The sequence below is a fragment of the Streptomyces auratus genome (genome assembly GCF_050433025.1).
In the GTDB taxonomy this organism is placed as follows: domain Bacteria; phylum Actinomycetota; class Actinomycetes; order Streptomycetales; family Streptomycetaceae; genus Streptomyces; species Streptomyces sioyaensis.
Window position 1 is genome coordinate 1,207,957 of the sequence record NZ_JBNGCB010000003.1, and the last position, 15,929, is coordinate 1,223,885.

The 15,929-nt window shown below is 71.2% G+C and carries 13 protein-coding genes; 7 read left to right on the top strand and 6 right to left on the bottom strand.

Features of this window, described 5'->3' with window-relative positions; all coding sequences use genetic code 11:
- Positions 1–6: 6 nt before the first annotated feature.
- The gene (locus tag BKA18_RS25070; RefSeq protein WP_366045487.1) at positions 7–1,410 is read right to left on the bottom strand and encodes a sensor histidine kinase; all 1,404 of its coding nucleotides are present in this window, start codon (positions 1,408–1,410) and stop codon (positions 7–9) included.
- Complete coding sequence (locus tag BKA18_RS25075) at positions 1,407–2,129, bottom strand: response regulator transcription factor (protein WP_366045486.1); 723 nt, start codon at positions 2,127–2,129, stop codon at positions 1,407–1,409. Before BKA18_RS25075 ends, BKA18_RS25070 begins: the two co-directional genes overlap by 4 nt.
- A gap of 57 nt (positions 2,130–2,186) precedes the next feature.
- Between BKA18_RS25075 and BKA18_RS25080 the strand changes: the two genes are divergently transcribed.
- Positions 2,187–3,365 (top strand): UDP-N-acetylglucosamine--N-acetylmuramyl-(pentapeptide) pyrophosphoryl-undecaprenol N-acetylglucosamine transferase, encoded by a 1,179-nt coding sequence (locus BKA18_RS25080; RefSeq protein WP_366045485.1) that lies wholly within the window; start codon positions 2,187–2,189, stop codon positions 3,363–3,365.
- Positions 3,362–4,369, top strand: coding sequence for a GDP-mannose 4,6-dehydratase (locus tag BKA18_RS25085; RefSeq protein ID WP_366045484.1), 1,008 nt, complete (start codon positions 3,362–3,364; stop codon positions 4,367–4,369). Before BKA18_RS25080 ends, BKA18_RS25085 begins: the two co-directional genes overlap by 4 nt.
- Before the next feature lie 52 nt (positions 4,370–4,421).
- Here BKA18_RS25085 and BKA18_RS25090 read toward each other — a convergent pair whose 3' ends face one another.
- Positions 4,422–5,075, bottom strand: coding sequence for a TetR/AcrR family transcriptional regulator (locus tag BKA18_RS25090; protein ID WP_366045483.1), 654 nt, complete (start codon positions 5,073–5,075; stop codon positions 4,422–4,424).
- 358 nt (positions 5,076–5,433) lie between these two features.
- Here BKA18_RS25090 and BKA18_RS25095 point away from each other — a divergent pair, with 358 nt between their 5' ends.
- From BKA18_RS25095 to BKA18_RS25110, 4 genes are all read left to right on the top strand, one after another.
- On the top strand, positions 5,434–6,405 hold the full coding sequence (locus tag BKA18_RS25095; protein WP_366045482.1) for a tetratricopeptide repeat protein: 972 nt from the start codon (positions 5,434–5,436) through the stop codon (positions 6,403–6,405).
- A 611-nt stretch (positions 6,406–7,016) separates the two neighbouring features.
- Positions 7,017–7,634 (top strand): DUF6230 family protein, encoded by a 618-nt coding sequence (locus BKA18_RS25100; RefSeq protein ID WP_006603038.1) that lies wholly within the window; start codon positions 7,017–7,019, stop codon positions 7,632–7,634.
- A 130-nt stretch (positions 7,635–7,764) separates the two neighbouring features.
- Positions 7,765–8,328 carry a DUF6114 domain-containing protein gene (locus BKA18_RS25105; protein WP_366045481.1) on the top strand — a complete coding sequence of 188 codons (564 nt, stop codon included), beginning with the start codon at positions 7,765–7,767 and terminating at the stop codon, positions 8,326–8,328.
- A gap of 70 nt (positions 8,329–8,398) precedes the next feature.
- Complete coding sequence (locus BKA18_RS25110) at positions 8,399–9,625, top strand: hypothetical protein (protein WP_366045480.1); 1,227 nt, start codon at positions 8,399–8,401, stop codon at positions 9,623–9,625.
- Between the two features lie 102 nt (positions 9,626–9,727).
- Here the strand turns inward: BKA18_RS25110 and pyk are convergent, their stop codons facing one another.
- The 3 genes from pyk to pta all read right to left on the bottom strand — a co-directional run bounded on the left by pyk (position 9,728) and on the right by pta (position 14,653).
- Entirely contained in the window at positions 9,728–11,155 is a 1,428-nt protein-coding gene (pyk, locus tag BKA18_RS25115) for a pyruvate kinase (RefSeq protein ID WP_006603035.1), read from the bottom strand.
- Positions 11,156–11,216: 61 nt separating this feature from the next.
- Positions 11,217–12,437: an acetate kinase gene (locus tag BKA18_RS25120; protein ID WP_366045479.1), complete on the bottom strand. Its 1,221-nt coding sequence runs from the start codon at positions 12,435–12,437 to the stop codon at positions 11,217–11,219.
- A 50-nt stretch (positions 12,438–12,487) separates the two neighbouring features.
- Positions 12,488–14,653, bottom strand: coding sequence for a phosphate acetyltransferase (gene pta, locus BKA18_RS25125; protein WP_366045478.1), 2,166 nt, complete (start codon positions 14,651–14,653; stop codon positions 12,488–12,490).
- 234 nt (positions 14,654–14,887) lie between these two features.
- On the opposite strand from pta, the gene BKA18_RS25130 reads away from it, so the two are divergent.
- The gene (locus BKA18_RS25130) at positions 14,888–15,913 is read left to right on the top strand and encodes an ATP-dependent 6-phosphofructokinase (protein ID WP_366045477.1); all 1,026 of its coding nucleotides are present in this window, start codon (positions 14,888–14,890) and stop codon (positions 15,911–15,913) included.
- Positions 15,914–15,929: the final 16 nt, after the last annotated feature.

Genomic DNA, 15,929 nt, shown 5'->3' on the forward strand with positions numbered 1-15,929 from the left:
TCCCCGTTATGCCTCTCCGGCCGGCATCCGCAGCCGGAACAGCGCCCCGCCGCCCGGCGCCTGTTCGGCGCTGAGCTCGGCGCCGTGGGCGCGGGCGATCTGCCGGGCCATGGCCAGGCCCAGTCCCGAGCCGGGCAGGGCGCGGGCGGCCTTCGCGCGGTAGAAGCGGTCGAAGACATGAGGGAGGTCCTCGGATGCGATGCCGGGGCCGTGGTCGCGGACGGTCAGCTGCAACTCGCCTTCGTGCAGGGTGAGTTCGGTGTCGACCGGGCCGCCCGGTGGGGAGAACTTGGCGGCGTTGTCGAGGAGGTTGGACAGCAGCCGGGAGAGACGGGCCGGGACTCCGGGGACCGTGCGGTCCGCCGCGGCCGGGGCGATGGCGGTGGTGAAGGTGATCTCCGGCCAGTGCTCGCCGGCGGTGGCCACCGCATGCTCCAGGAGGGCGGCCGGGCGGACCTGTTCGACCAGCGGCCGGGGTTCCTCGTCCCGGGCGAGTTCGATCAGGTCGTTGACGAGCGTGGTGACCTCGCGCAGCTGGCGGCCCAGCGCGGCCGAGGCGCGGTCGCGCTGAGCATCCGTCAGGCGGTCGGCGCGGGCGAGGAGTTCGGCGTTGGTGCGGAGCGCCGTCAGCGGGGTGCGCAGCTCGTGGGAGGCGTCGGCGACCAGCCGGCGCTGGGAGGTGACCGACTGCTCCAGTTCGTCGAGCATGGTGTTGAAGCTGGTGGCCAGCCGGGTGATCTCGTCCTCCCGGGCGGGCGGTCCCGCGGGCAGTTCGATGCGGTGGCGGGCGTCGCGGGTGGCGGCGATGCGCTCCGCGGTGGCGGTGAGCCGGGCGACCGGGGCCAGGCCGGTACGGGAGACCCAGTAGCCGAGCGCGGCGGCCAGCAGCACCCCGCCGGCGCCGACCACGGACAGCGCCCAGGCGGCCTGCTCCACGCTCCGGTCGACGGAGTCGGAGCGCAGGGCGACCTGCACGGCCTCGTCCTTGTGCGCCAGGCGCGTGGTGTACATCCGGACCGGCTGTCCGGCCACCGACGTCTTTCCGGAGAACGCCGGGTGCCGGCCGGCGGCGACCTGCCGGGTGGCGTCGGTGACGGGCAGCACATACGGCTTGCGCGGGTCCTTGGCGGGATCGGACGGCACGATCTGGAAGCAGGTGGAGGCCGGGTACTGGCAGAGGGTGTCGCCCGCCGTCGGGCCCCAGTCGTGCCGCTGCCGGCTGAGCTCGGTGGCCGTCTGGGCCAGGTTCCGGTCGAGCTGGCGGGTCATCTGGTAGTCGATGAGGACGAACGCCGCCGCACAGACGCCGACCGCCACCAGCGCCACCGCGGCGGAGGCCGCCAGCGCCAGCCGGGTGCGCAGCGGGCGCCTGCGCCGCCAGCGGGCCCCCAGCCCGCGGGTGCCGGTCATGCGCCCTCCGCGTGGCCGAGGCGGTAGCCGATGCCGTGCACGGTGTGGACGAGCCGGGGCTCGCCGCCGGCCTCCAGTTTGCGGCGCAGGTAACCGATGTAGACGGCCAGGGAGTTGGAGTCCGGGCCGAAGTCGCGGCCCCAGACGCGCTCCAGGATGACCTCCCGGGGCAGCACCTGCCCCGGGTGCTGCAACAGCAGTTCCAGCAGGGCCCATTCGGTGCGGCTGAACTCCAGGGGGCGGTCGCCCCGGTGGCCGGAGCGGGTCAGCGGGTCGACCACCAGGTCGTCGAAGGTGAGGTGGGAGTCCTCGACGGCCGTGGTGGAGGCGCGGCGCAGCAGCGCGCGGACCCGGGCGACCAGCTCGTCCAGGGCGAACGGCTTGACGAGGTAGTCGTCGGCGCCAGCGTCGAGGCCGTCGACCCGTTCGCTGACCGAGTCCAGCGCGGTCAGTACGAGGATGGGTGTGCGGTCGTCCAGGGCGCGCAGCCGGCGGCAGACGGCCAGTCCGTCCAGGACGGGCATCATCACGTCCAGGACGAGGGCGTCCGGCTGCCAGGAGGCGACCTGGGAGAGGGCGGCCAGTCCGTCGGCGGCGCCGCGTACCTCGTAGCCCTCCACGGCGAGGCCGTCCTCCACGGCGGCGCGCACCTCCGGTTCGTCATCGACGACGAGGATCCTGGCGGCGGGGGTGTTTCCGGGCGTGGGCGGCATGGACATAGGCTGCCAAACACCTCTCTTAGAAGCTTCTTAGGGCGTATCGCGAGCGTGGCGGCCATGCGCACACCACTCTCTGTCGTGATCGGTGCGGGCGGCACCGGCGGCCACATCTATCCCGGTCTCGCTCTCGCCGACGCCCTGCGCCGGGCCGTGCCCGACGCGGTGATCTCCTTCGTCGGGACCGAACGCGGCCTGGAGACGCGGTTGATCCCCCAGGCCGGATACCGGCTGCACACCGTCGACATGATTCCCTTCGATCCCTCGCTCGGCGCCCGACGCTATCTGCTGCCGGCCGCGCTGCTGCGCGCGGGCGCCCAGTGCCGGGCGATCCTCAAGGAACAAAAGGCCCAGGTCGCGGTGGGTATGGGCGGCTATCCGAGTGCCCCGGTGATCGTCGGGGCGCGGATGGCCGGGCTGCCGAGCCTGATCCATGAGTCCAACGCGGTGCCCGGCCGGGCCAACAAGTTCGCCGCCCGGCTCACCCCGCACCTCGCCCTCGCCTTCGACCGCAGCCGGCCGCATCTGGCGGGCGGCGAGCGGGCCGAGACGGTCGGGATGCCGCTGGTGGGGCCGCTGGCCGAGCTGGACCGTACGGCGCTGCGCCCCGCGGCCCGCCGGGCGCTCGGCGTCCCGGACGGGGCCCGGCTGCTACTGGTCAACGGCGGCAGCCTGGGGGCGGCCCGGCTGACGGAGGCGGCCATCGGGCTGGCCGGCCGCTACCGGGGGCGCCGGGACCTGCGGCTGCTGATCAAGACCGGGCCCGCGGCCCTGGAGGAGACCTCGGCCCGGCTGGCGGAGAACGGCGGCTCGGCGGTCGCCGAGGCCGTGCCGTATCTGGACCGGATGGATCTGGCGTACGCCGCGGCCGATCTCGTGGTGTGCCGGGCCGGTTCGGCGACCGTCGCCGAGCTGGCCACGATCGGGATGCCGGCCGTCCTCGTGCCGTATCCGCACGCACCGGGCGACCACCAGACGCACAACGCGCGGGTGCTCTCCGACGCCGGGGCGGCGCTGCTGCTGCCCGACGGGGAGGCCTCCGACGCGCGGCTGGACGCCCTGGTCACCCCGCTGCTCGACGACCCCGCCCGGCTCGCCGCGATGGGCCAGGCCGCCGACCCCGGCACCCACGCCCGGGCCGCCGACCTGCTCGCCGCCAAGGCACTGGCGCTGGCCGGCCACCCCCACGACTCGACCGCCTCCCTGCACTCGACCACCCCTCTGAAGGAGTCCGCATGAGCAACCACACCGCACAGCAGTGGGCCGGCCGCAAGGTCCTGGTCACCGGAGCCGAGGGATTCATCGGCTCGGCCCTCGTCGACCTGCTGGTGGACGCCGGCGCCGAGGTACGCGCCTTCGTCCACTACAAGCCGTACGCCGAAAAGGGAAATCTGGCGCGCTATCTGGTGCCGGGCTCCCCGGTCGAGATGATCGCAGGGGATGTCCGGGACGCGGGCCGGGTGATGGACGCCGTCGCCGGCTGCGACACCGTCTTCCATCTCGCGGCGCTCATCGGGATCCCGTACAGCTACGACTCGCCGGGCGCGTACGTGCAGACGAACGTGGTGGGCACGGAGAACGTCGCGGAGGCCTGCCGGCGGTACCAGGTGCGCCGGATGGTGCACACGTCCACGAGCGAGGTCTACGGGACCGCGCTGACCGCGCCGATCGGTGAGGACCACCCGCTGCAGCCGCAGTCGCCGTACTCCGCCTCGAAGATCGGCGCGGACATGATGGCGCTGTCGCACCGGCATGCGTTCGGGCTGCCGGTGACCGTGGTGCGGCCGTTCAACACCTACGGCCCCCGCCAGTCCGCACGGGCCGTGATCCCCACGATCCTGGCCCAACTCCACGCGGGCGCCCGGCAGATCAAGCTCGGCTCGCTCACCCCGACCCGCGACTTCACCTACGTCACGGACACCGCCGCCGGGTTCCTGGCGCTGGCCGACTGCGACCGGGCGCTGGGCGAGGTCGTCAACCTCGGCACCGGGCGGGAGATCTCCATCGGGGCGCTCGCCGAGGCGCTGATAGCGGCCTCGGGCCGGGAGGCCGAGGTGGTGGTGGACGCCGAGCGGCTGCGGCCCGCCGGCAGTGAGGTCGAGCGGCTGCTGTCCGACAACTCCCGGGCGCGCGAATGGGCTTCGTGGCGGCCGGAGGTGTCCCTGGAGCAGGGCCTGAAGTGGACGTCGGAGTGGGTGGCGGAGAACGTGCACCTGTTCGCGGCGGACCGCTACCAGGTCTGACCGCGGCCACGGAGCAGGGCCCGGCGTGACGGAGGGACGACGGGCCCGTGCGTCAGCTCCGGCCGTCGGGACCGGCCAGTCCGGTCAGCCCGGTCAGGAAGAGGGCGGTGAAGTCGCGGCCCCACTCGGCGTCCACGGGTTCGCCGCTGACCAGGGTGCGGTGCACGATCGCCCCGGCGATCACATCGAAGATCAGGTCCATGGCGCGGGTGGCCGCCCGGGCGCCGTCCTCGCCGGCGGTGTCCGGGGGCAGCTCGCCGCGGGTCTGGGCGCGGGAGCGGCCGAGCGAGACCAGCCGCTTCTGTCGGTCGACGATCGCCGAGCGGATCCGTTCGCGCAGCGCCTCGTCGGTGGTGGACTCGGCGACCACGGCCATCAGCGCCGTCTTGGTCTCCGGCCGCGCGAGCAGCGCGCCGAACTGCAGCACCACGCCCTCGATATCGGAGCGCAGGCAGCCCCGGTCGGGGAGTTCGAGCTCGTCGAAGAGGACCGCCACGGCGTCCACGACGAGCTCGTTCTTGTTGGCCCAGCGTCGGTAGAGCGTCGTCTTGGCGACCCCGGCGCGGGCCGCCACCTCGCTCATGGTGAGCCGCCCCCAGCCCACATCGACCAGCGCGGCGCGGGTCGCGCTGAGGATCGCGTGGTCGGTCGCGGCGCTGCGCGGGCGGCCCGTGCGGCCTTTGCGGGGGCTGGCGGAGTCGTGCATGCGGGCGACCATACCGGGCAGTACGGGGCCGGGCGCCGTCCGCCGTGAGGGAGATCACTTCACTCAGGGCTGAAACCGGTTGTGGGGCGGAGGCGACGGCGAGTTACGCTACGGGTCGTAGCGTAAGAGTGATAGCCACTGGCCGTGGGTGGGGACCCATGGCCGCAACCGGTCCTCCTCGGGACCGAAACGGGCAGCCATCCAGGACGTACGCCGGCATCCGGCGGGGCGTACGGAGCGGATGTGGTGCTCTGCGGAAGGTCCGGCGGCGATACCGGACCGGGGATTCCGCGTCGCCGACCGCATCGCTTTCCGGATCGCTTTTCGGAACGGACCGCCCAGGGGGGAGGATGGACCCATGCAGCCACGCAATATGTCCATGAGTGGAGTCGTCGACCTCGCCGCGCTGAAGGCGGCCGGGGAAGCGAAGCAGAAGGCGGAACAGGCACGTGCCGAGGCCGCCCGTACGGGCCAGGCGCCCGCGAGCGGTGCCCGCCTGGTGTTCGACGTCGACGAGGCCGGGTTCCAGCAGGACGTCCTGCAGCGCTCGACCGAGGTCCCGGTCGTCATCGACTTCTGGGCCGAGTGGTGCGAGCCGTGCAAGCAGCTGGGTCCGCTGCTGGAGCGCCTCGCGGGGGAGTACGCCGGCAAGTTCGTGCTGGCCAAGATCGACGTCGACGCCAACCAGATGCTGTTCCAGCAGTTCGGGGTGCAGGGCATCCCGGCGGTCTTCGCCGTCGTGGCGGGCCAGCCGATCCCGCTGTTCCAGGGCGCGGCCCCGGAGGCGCAGATCCGCCAGGTGCTCGACCAGCTGGTGCAGGCCGCCGAGCAGCAGTTCGGCATCGTGGGGGCGCCCGTCGAGCCGTCGGCCGCGGACGAGCAGGAGCAGGCCGAGGCCCCGGTGCCGGCCGGTCCCTACGACGCCCTGCTGGAAGCCGCGAACCAGGCGCTCGACTCCGGTGATCTGGGCGGCGCCATCCAGGCCTACAAGAACGTGCTGTCCGACGACCCCGCCAACCCGGAGGCCACGCTCGGTCTGGCGCAGGCCGAACTCCTGCGCCGAGTACAGGATCTGGACCCGCAGGCCGTGCGCAAGGAGGCCGCGGAGAACCCGGCCGATGTGCCGGCGCAGATCCGTGCCGCGGACCTCGATCTGGTCGGCGGTCATGTCGAGGACGCCTTCGGCCGGCTGGTCGACGCGGTGAAGCGGAATGCGGGCGACGACCGGGAGGCCGCACGGCTGCGGCTGCTGGAGCTGTTCGAGGTCATCGGCGCCGACGATCCGCGGGTGACGGCGGCGCGTACGGCACTGGCCCGAGTGCTGTTCTGACCCGCTGTCCTCTGACTCGCCCGCTTGTGACCAGTACGCCCTCCGCGAGTTGACCGATCAAACGACGCAGCGGCCACGTTTTACCAAAACTTGGTAAACGTGGCCGCTGTTACTTGGAGTAAGTCTCAACCGCCCTCTTGCGGCGTTCTGTCCGCAATTGACTCTTGTCCCCTCGCGGTGAGCAACCACGGTGTGTGCCCAGTTGATCTCGGTCCGTCGCAGGGTGTTTATCGGGTCGTTACCCGCAAGTAACGAGCCCCTTGTGCACCGGCCGTGAATGGACCACGATCGGCCACGCTCGGTCCATTCCCGCAGCCCGGCATCCGGCTGGTGCCGCGGGGTACTTGGGTCCCCACCGAGTGGTCGGCGGCAGTGGCGCCGGCCGTGGACAGGGGGGTCTCTGCCCCATCCGGCAGGGCCTGTCCAGGAGGTTGCGCGAGAGCGTGGCCAGTGGTTGTCGCTCGGGGGTGATCGCCGGTATTCGGAACACGATGTGCCTCCGAGGACAGGCGCTCTCCTTCCCGAGGACGTAGCACTTCTCCCATCCCAGGTACCGCCCCTCAAGGGAGGCGGCCGGTACCGGAGATGTACGTCCGAGAAGGAGGAAAGTCATGGAGTCCCTGGCTCGTGGCGGGACCAGATGGAAGCGGTTCGCCGTCGTCATGGTGCCGAGCGTCGCGGCGACTGCCGCGATCGGCGTCGCCCTCTCGCAGGGTGCGCTCGCGGCATCGTTCAGCGTGTCCGGACAGCAGTTCAAGGTCGCTACAGACCGGCTGGACGGCACCGGATTTGTTCAGTATGGAGCCATTGACGCCCAGAAGGGCGGCAAGCAGGTCCCGGTAGCGGTCTCGGGGTTCTCGAACGCCAAGATCAAGAACCTGTGCCAGTCGGTGGTCGTTCCGGTCCCGGTCTTCGGCGATGTGTCGATGAAGCTGTCGGCCGGTGGCGGTGACACGCCCGTCGAGGCGAAGAACCTCTACATCGACCTCGACCAGCTGTCCGCGGACGCGACCTTCAACAACATCGACATCGGTGTTGCTGCGGGTTCGACGACCAAGGGCCCGGGGATGCACAAGGGCGACAAGGCCGACCCCGGCTCGTTCGCCCAGCAGGCCGACTCGGCCACGCTGACCCACGTCAAGCAGACGGCCTGGGCCACGACGGCCGGCACATTCAAGCTCAGCGGCCTGAAGATGAGCGTCGCCAAGGGCAAGAGCGAGTGCTACTGACGCACTGAGCGTACGGGCGCGGGGGAGCTGTACGGCGGATGCCGTTCCCCGTGCCCGTACGCCGGGTAGTGCCAAGTAGAACACTCCTGCACAGAACCACCGATTTGCCAGTCCCGAGGAGCTGTACGACATGAGCGCCGAAACGCGACCACGGCTGATCGAGACCATCGGCCGCAAGCGGCTTTCGTTCCGGGAGTGGCGCGGGCACCGCCCGTACTGGGGCGGATTCCTGACCCTGCTGGCCGGCCTCCCGATCATGTACATCCCTTACGCGAATCTCACGATCGGTTCCCTGACCGTCCGCATGGCGACCACCGCCGGCGCCGGCTCGCTGATCATCGGCGTACTGCTGGTCGTGCTCGGTCTCACCATGTGGTTTCAGCCGGCTTCCCGCGTCTTTGCGGGTGTGGCGGCGATTCTGCTCTCCCTGGTCTCCCTGGTCGTCTCGAACTTCGGCGCCTTTCTGATCGGCTTCCTTCTGGGGCTGATCGGCGGTGCGCTGGGTGTCTCCTGGGCGCCGGGCAAGGCCGCTCGAAGCGAGGACGACGACGATCCGGCCGCCAGGACGGTTGCCGGACCCGTGGTCGCCACGCACCCCGCGCCGGCCGCCGGTCCCGGGTTGGGCAAGGGGCTGGACGACCTGTCAGGAACCAGCCCGACCAACGGAACGAACGGGAGGCACTGTGCCGGGTGACGAGCTGCACGAGGAGCGCGCAGCTGCCGGGGCGAGAGGCGGGCCGCGACACGCGGCCCCCAGGAAGCCCTTGCTGACGCGGCTCCACGTGCCCGCGGGCAAGGCGATAGCCATCGCCGCCATGCCGTCCGCGGTGCTCATGGGTATGGGGCTGACGCCCCAGATGGCGATAGCAAAGCCGGCGCCCAAGAGCCCCTTCAAGGACGGTCCTTGTGTCACCGCACCGGACAAGGCCGGCCAGAAGGACGCCAAGGCCAAGGACGGTGCGAAGGACGACACGGGCACGAAGGGCGGCACCAAGCCGTCCGACAAGCCCAGTGCCGAGCCGTCCGCCTCGCCCTCGACGTCGGCCGGCAAGGACGCGGCGAGCAAGCCCGCGCCCGAGCCGTCCGCCTCCAAGGAGAGCAGCGAGCCCTCGGGCTCGGCGACCCCGTCGCCCTCGCCCTCCGAGAGCACGAAGGGCGACGGCGGGGTGCTCGGCGGCATCGGCGATGCGCTCGGCGGTCTGCTGGGCGGCGACAAGTCCGCCGACTCCGCCGCCTCGCCGAGCCCTTCGACGTCCGCGTCGGCCACGCCGAGCCCCTCGCCGTCGGCCTCCAAGGACGCCGGGTCCAGCGACTCGGGGTCCGCCGTGGACAAGGCCACCAAGCCGGTCACGGACACGGTCGACGGCCTCAAGGACGGCGCCGGCAAGGCCGGTGACAGCCTCAAGAACGGCTCGAAGACGGTCAACGACACCGTCCACGGCGCCGTGGGCGCGGCGGACAACGCCCTGCCCGGCGGCGGCCTCGACGGCAAGGACTCCAGCGGCAAGAAGTCCTTCCCCTGCGTCGTCGAGAACAAGCAGAAGGGCAAGGACGAGCAGACCCCCGTCACCCTGCCCGACGACCCCTGGCACCTGGAGTCCAGCGCGCTCACCCTGCGCGGTCTGAACTACGAAGGCGTCGTCAACGTCCAGACGCAGAACGGCCACACCAAGCAGGCCCTGAAGTTCACCGCCGACACCGTCGACATCGGTGATCTGCATCAGACCGTCGACGACAAGGCGTCCGGCAAGAAGTACCACGTACAGGCGTCCCAGGGGTCCACGTCCACGATCCGCGGCGGCAAGGTGACCATGTACACCGAGCGGCTGCAGGGCAACCTCTTCGGGTTGATCCCGATCGTCTTCGACCCCGAGCACCCGCCGCCGCTCAACGTCCCGTTCGCCTACTTCACCAAGGTGAAGATCGATCAGGCGGGCCAGTTCGGCGGCAACCTCCACGTCCCGGGTCTGCACCAGTTCATGACCGGCTGAGGAACGCCCCGGGCCACCCGACCCGTTCGGGAGCCGCAGAAAACGGCGGTGGGCCGCCCCCTTCCCCCAGGGGGCGGCCCACCGCCGTTTCGCGTGCCGGGCTCAGGCCTGCTGGCCGCCGAGGTGGTGCACCCGGACCATGTTGGTGGTGCCGGGAACGCCGGGGGGCGAACCGGCGGTGATCAGCATGGTGTCGCCCTTGCTGTAGAGCTGGAGCTTGAGCAGCTCGGCGTCCACCAGGTCGACCATCGCGTCGGTGTTGTCGACGTGCTGCACGACGAAGCTGTCGACGCCCCAGCTCAGCGTGAGCTGGTTGCGGGTGGTGGCGTCCGTGGTGAAGGCCAGGATCGGCTGGGCGGCGCGGTAGCGGGAGAGCCGGCGGGCGGTGTCACCGGACTTGGTGAAGGCCACCAGCGCCTTGCCGTCGAGGAAGTCGGCCATCTCGCAGGCCGCACGGGCCACGGCACCGCCCTGCGTCCGCGGCTTCTTGCCGGGCACCAGCGGCTGCAGGCCCTTGGAGAGCAGCTCCTCCTCGGCCGCCTCGACGATCTTCGACATCGTCTTGACGGTCTCGATGGGGTACTGGCCGACCGAGGACTCCGCGGAGAGCATCACCGCGTCGGCGCCGTCGAGGATGGCGTTGGCGACGTCGGAGGCCTCGGCGCGGGTCGGCCGGGAGTTGGTGATCATCGACTCCATCATCTGGGTCGCCACGATCACCGGCTTGGCGTTGCGGCGGCACAGCTCGATCAGCCGCTTCTGCACCATCGGGACCTTCTCCAGCGGGTACTCCACCGCCAGGTCACCACGGGCGACCATGACGGCGTCGAACGCCATCACGACCTCCTCCATGTTGGCCACCGCCTGCGGCTTCTCCACCTTGGCGATGACCGGGACCCGGCGGCCGACCTCGTCCATGACGCGGTGCACGTCCTGGACGTCCTTGGCGTCCCGGACGAAGGACAGCGCGACCATGTCGCAGCCCATGTTCAGGGCGAACTTCAGGTCCTCGATGTCCTTCTGGGACAGCGCGGGGACGTTCACCGCGGCACCGGGGAGGTTGATGCCCTTGTGGTCGGAGATGACCCCGCCCTCGATGACGATGGTCCGCACCCGCGGGCCGTCGACCTCGATGACCTGGAGCGCGACATTGCCGTCGTTGATCAGGATCGGGTCGCCCTTGGACACATCGCCGGGCAGGCCCTTGTAGGTCGTGCCGCAGATGGTCTTGTCGCCGGGGACGTCCTCGGTGGTGATGACGAACTCGTCCCCGCGCACCAGCTCCACGGGGCCGTCGGCGAAGGTTTCCAGGCGGATCTTGGGGCCCTGGAGGTCGGCCAGCACGCCGACCGCGCGGCCGGTCTCCTCGCAGGCCTTTCGGAGGCGGTGATACCGCTCCTCGTGCTCCGGCTGGGTCCCGTGGCTCATATTGAAACGGGCCACGTTCATGCCGGCCTCGATCAGCGTCTTCAGCTTCTCGTAGGAGTCGACGGCGGGGCCCAGGGTGCAGACGATTTTGGAACGGCGCATGAGCGGAATCCTATCGGTTTGTTTAGGAGCGGAATTTATCGGTCGGCCGAAACACCGAGTCCTAGGCACTGACCAGGGCGTATGTCTGCTGGGCGATCTCCAGTTCCTCATCGGTGGGCACCACGGCGACCGCGACCCGGGAGTCCTCGGGCGAGATCAGCCGGGGCTCGTCGGACCGTACGGCATTGCGGTCCGCGTCCACCGCCATGCCCATCTGAGCCAGGCCGGCGATCGCGGCCTCGCGCACCGGGGCGGCGTTCTCGCCGACGCCCGCGGTGAAGGCCACCGCGTCGACCCGGCCGAGCACCGCGGTGTAGGCGCCGAGGTACTTCTTCAGCCGGTGGATGTAGATGTCGAAGGCGAGCTGGGCGCGCGCCCCGTCCTCGCCGCCGGCGTCGATCCGGCGCCGGATCTCCCGCATGTCGTTGTCGCCGCACAGCCCGATCAGCCCGCTCTTCTTGTTGAGCAGCTCGTCGACCTCGTCCTCCGACATCCCGGCCACCCGCTTGAGGTGGAAGGTCACCGCCGGGTCGATGTCACCGGAGCGGGTGCCCATGACCAGGCCCTCCAGCGGGGTCAGGCCCATGGAGGTGTCCACGCAGCGGCCGCCGGCCACCGCCGAGGCGGAGGCGCCGTTGCCCAGGTGCAGCACGATGACATTGACCTCGGAGGGGTCCTTGCCCAGCAGCGCCGCGGTCTTGCGGGAGACGTAGGCGTGCGAGGTGCCGTGGAAGCCGTAGCGGCGGATGCGGTGGGCGTCGGCGGTCGCCACGTCGATGGCGTAACGGGCCGCGTGCTCCGGCATCGTGGTGTGGAAGGCGGTGTCGAAGACCGCGACCTGCGGCAGATCGGGGCGCAGCGCCCGAGCGGTCCGGATGCCGGTGATGTTGGCCGGGTTGTGCAGCGGCGCCACCGGCACCAGCCGCTCGATCTCCGTCAGCACCGCGTCGTCGATCACGGTCGGTTCGGTGAACTTCAGCCCGCCGTGCACCACCCGGTGCCCGATCGCGGCCAGCTGCGGGGAGTCGAGGCCGAGCCCGTCGGCGGCCAGCTCCGCGGCGACGGCCTTCAGCGCGGCGTCGTGGTCGGCCATCGCGCCCTCGGTCTCGCGCTTCGCGCCGCCGGTGGCCAGCGGGGTGTGCACCAGACGCGAGGTCTCTTCGCCGATCCGCTCGACGAGGCCGACGGCGAGCCGGGAGGCGTCGCGCATGTCGAGCAGCTGGTACTTCAGCGACGAGGAGCCGGAGTTGAGGACGAGTACGCGGGTGGCGGTGGCAGTCATGGAGCGCTCTCCGAGAGGGGGAGGGAGGGGTCGGGCGGAGGGGGCCGCGGTCAGGCGGCGGGGCCGGCGCCGGGCCGCTCGCCCTGCGCGTCGATGGCGGTGATGGCCACGGTGTTGACGGTGTCCTGGACCAGAGCGCCGGGCCGCTCGCCCTGCGCCTGGATGGCGGTGATGGCCACGGTGTTGACGATGTCCTGCACCAGAGCCCCGCGCGAGAGGTCGTTGACCGGCTTGCGCAGACCCTGCAGGACCGGGCCGACGGCGACCGCACCGGCCGAGCGCTGCACGGCCTTGTAGGTGTTGTTGCCGGTGTTGAGGTCCGGGAAGATCAGCACGGTGGCCTTGCCGGCGACATCGGACTCGGGCAGCTTGGTCTGCGCGACCGCCGCGTCCACCGCCGCGTCGTACTGGATCGGGCCCTCGACCAGCAGATCGGGGCGCAGCGCGCGGACGAGCTCGGTGGCCTTGCGGACCTTGTCGACGTCGGCGCCGGAGCCGGAGGTGCCGGTGGAGTACGACAGCATCGCGATCCGCGGCTCGACGCCGAACTGGGCGGCGGTGGTGGCCGACTGGATCGCGATGTCCGCCAGCTGCTCGGCGTCCGGGTCCGGGTTGACCGCGCAGTCGCCGTAGACCAGCACCCGGTCGGCCAGGCACATGAAGAAGACCGAGGAGACGATCTGGGCGTTCGGCCTGGTCTTGATGATCTCGAAGGCGGGGCGGATGGTGGCGGCGGTGGAGTGCACCGCACCGGAGACCATGCCGTCGGCCAGGCCCTCCTGGACCATCAGCGTGCCGAAGTAGGAGACGTCCGCGACCACGTCGTAGGCCAGCTCGACGCTGACGCCCTTGTGGGCGCGCAGCGCGGCGTAGCGCTCGGCGAACCGCTCGCGCAGCGCGGAGGTCTGCGGATCGATGATCTGGGCGTCTGCCAGGTCGATGGCCAGGTCGGCGGCGCGCTTGCGGATGGCCTCCTCGTCGCCCAGCAGGGTCAGCGCGCAGACGTCGCGGCGCAGCAGCACATCGGCGGCGCGCAGCACCCGCTCCTCGCTGCCCTCGGGGAGGACGACCCGGCGGCGGCCGGAGCGGGAGCGCTCGATCAGCTCGTGCTCGAACATCATCGGCGTCACCCGGCCGGAGCGGGCGACGGAGATCCGGTTCGTCAGCTCCACGGTGTCCACATGCCGCTCGAACAGGCCGAGCGCGGTCTCCGCCTTGCGCGGCGAGGCGGCGTTCAGCTTGCCCTCGATCGCGAACAGCTCGCCGGCGGTCGGGAACGATCCGCCGGGTACGGAGACGACCGGGGTGCCGGGGGCGAGCCGGCCCGCCAGCGCCATGATGTCCGGGCCGGGCCGCTCGTCGAGGGTGAGCAGCACACCGGCGATCGGCGGGGCACCGGCGCTGTGCGCGGCGAGCGAGCCGATGACCAGGTCCGCCCGGTCCCCGGGGGTCACCACCAGGCAGCCGGGCGTGAGCGCCTTGAGGAAGGTCGGCAGCATGGCGCCGCCGAAGACGAAGTCCCGGGCGTCCCGGGCGAGCCCCGAGTCGTCGCCGAGCAGCACCTCGGCGCCGAGAGTGTGCACGATCTGGCCGACGGTCGGCGCGGAGAGCGAGCCGTCCTCGGGGAGGGCGTAGCAGGGCACCGGGAGGCGGGCGGCGAGCCGCTCGACGACGGCCGCGCGGTGCTCGGGCGCCACCCGGTTGACGACCACGGCCACGACGTCGCAGCCCAGCGAGTGGTAGGCGCGGTAGGCGTTGTGGGCCTCGGCGCGCACCGACTCGGCCTCCTGGCCCTGACCGCCGACGACGGCCAGCACGGCGGCACCGAATTCGTTGGCCAGGCGCGCGTTGAGGTTCAGCTCGTCGGGGAGGCTGGTGGCCGCGTAGTCCGAGCCGAGGACCAGGACGTACTCGTAGTCCCTGGCCACGGCGTGGAAGCGGTCGACGAGCCGGGAGACCAGCTCGTCGGTGCCGCGCTCGGCCTGGAGGGCGGCGGCCTCCTCGTAACCGATGCCGTGGACGGTGTCGGCGGGCTGAGTGAGCCGGTAGCGCGCCCGCAGCAGGTCGAAGAGCCGGTCCGGACCGTCGTCATGGACCAGCGGACGGAAGACGCCCACCCGGTCGACATGGCGGGTCAGGAGCTCCATGACTCCCAGCTCGATGACCTGGCGGCCGTCGCCGCGGTCGATCCCGGTCACGTACACGCTGCGCGTCACGCGTGCTCTCCGATCCTTTTCCGTTGCTCGCAAGGCAAAAATTGGCCGTTATGGTGGGCATGCCCCTCTTGACAATACCTGCGCATGTGGCTAGGCCGCTCTCCCAGTTTCCCTTGTGCAGCCCGTGCAGGAACAGTAGGGGTGAGGGCCGGTGGGCGGGGAGGAGCGGGCCTCCCGTGAAACAATCGGACCGGCTCACACGGAACCGACAGCGAGCACAGGAGACACAGCACGATGCGTATCGGAGTCCTCACCGCAGGCGGCGACTGCCCCGGCCTGAACGCTGTGATCCGGTCGGTGGTCCACCGCGCCCTCACCGGGCACGGCGACGAGGTCATCGGCTTCGAGGACGGCTTCTCGGGCCTGCTCGACGGCCGCTTCCGCAAGCTCGACCTCGAAGCGGTCAGCGGCATCCTCGCCCGCGGCGGCACCATCCTCGGCTCCTCCCGGCTGGAGCGCGCCCGGCTCCAGCAGGCCTGTGAGGACGCCAAGGACCACTCCAAGGACTACGGCATCGACGTCCTCATCCCGATCGGCGGCGAGGGCACGCTGACCGCCGCCCGGATGCTGTCGGACGCCGGCCTCCCGGTCGTCGGCGTCCCCAAGACCATCGACAACGACATCTCCTCCACCGACCGCACCTTCGGCTTCGACACCGCCGTCGGCGTCGCGACCGAGGCCATCGACCGCCTCAAGACCACCGCGGAGTCGCACCAGCGGGTCATGGTCGTCGAGGTGATGGGCCGGCACGCGGGCTGGATCGCGCTGGAGTCCGGCATGGCCGGCGGCGCCCACGGCATCTGCCTCCCCGAGCGCGGCTTCGAGGTCAACGACCTGGTCACGATGGTCGAGGAGCGCTTCGCCCGGGGCAAGAAGTTCGCCGTGGTCTGTGTCGCCGAGGGGGCGCACCCGGCCCCCGGCAGCATGGACTACAAGAAGGGCGCCATCGACCAGTACGGCCACGAGCGGTTCTCCGGCATCGGCAACGCGCTCGCCCACGAGCTGGAAAGGCGCCTCGGCAAGGAGGCCCGGCCGGTCATTCTCGGCCATGTCCAGCGCGGCGGTACCCCCACCGCCTACGACCGGGTGCTCGCCACCCGCTTCGGCTGGCACGCCGTCGAGGCCGCGCACCGCGGCGACTTCGGCCGGATGACCGCGCTGCGCGGCACCGACATCCAGATGGTGCCGCTGGCCGAGGCGGTCACCGAGCTCAAGACGGTGCCCGAGTGGCGGATGGACGAGGCCGAGTCGGTCTTCTGAGCCGCGCGAGCCCCCT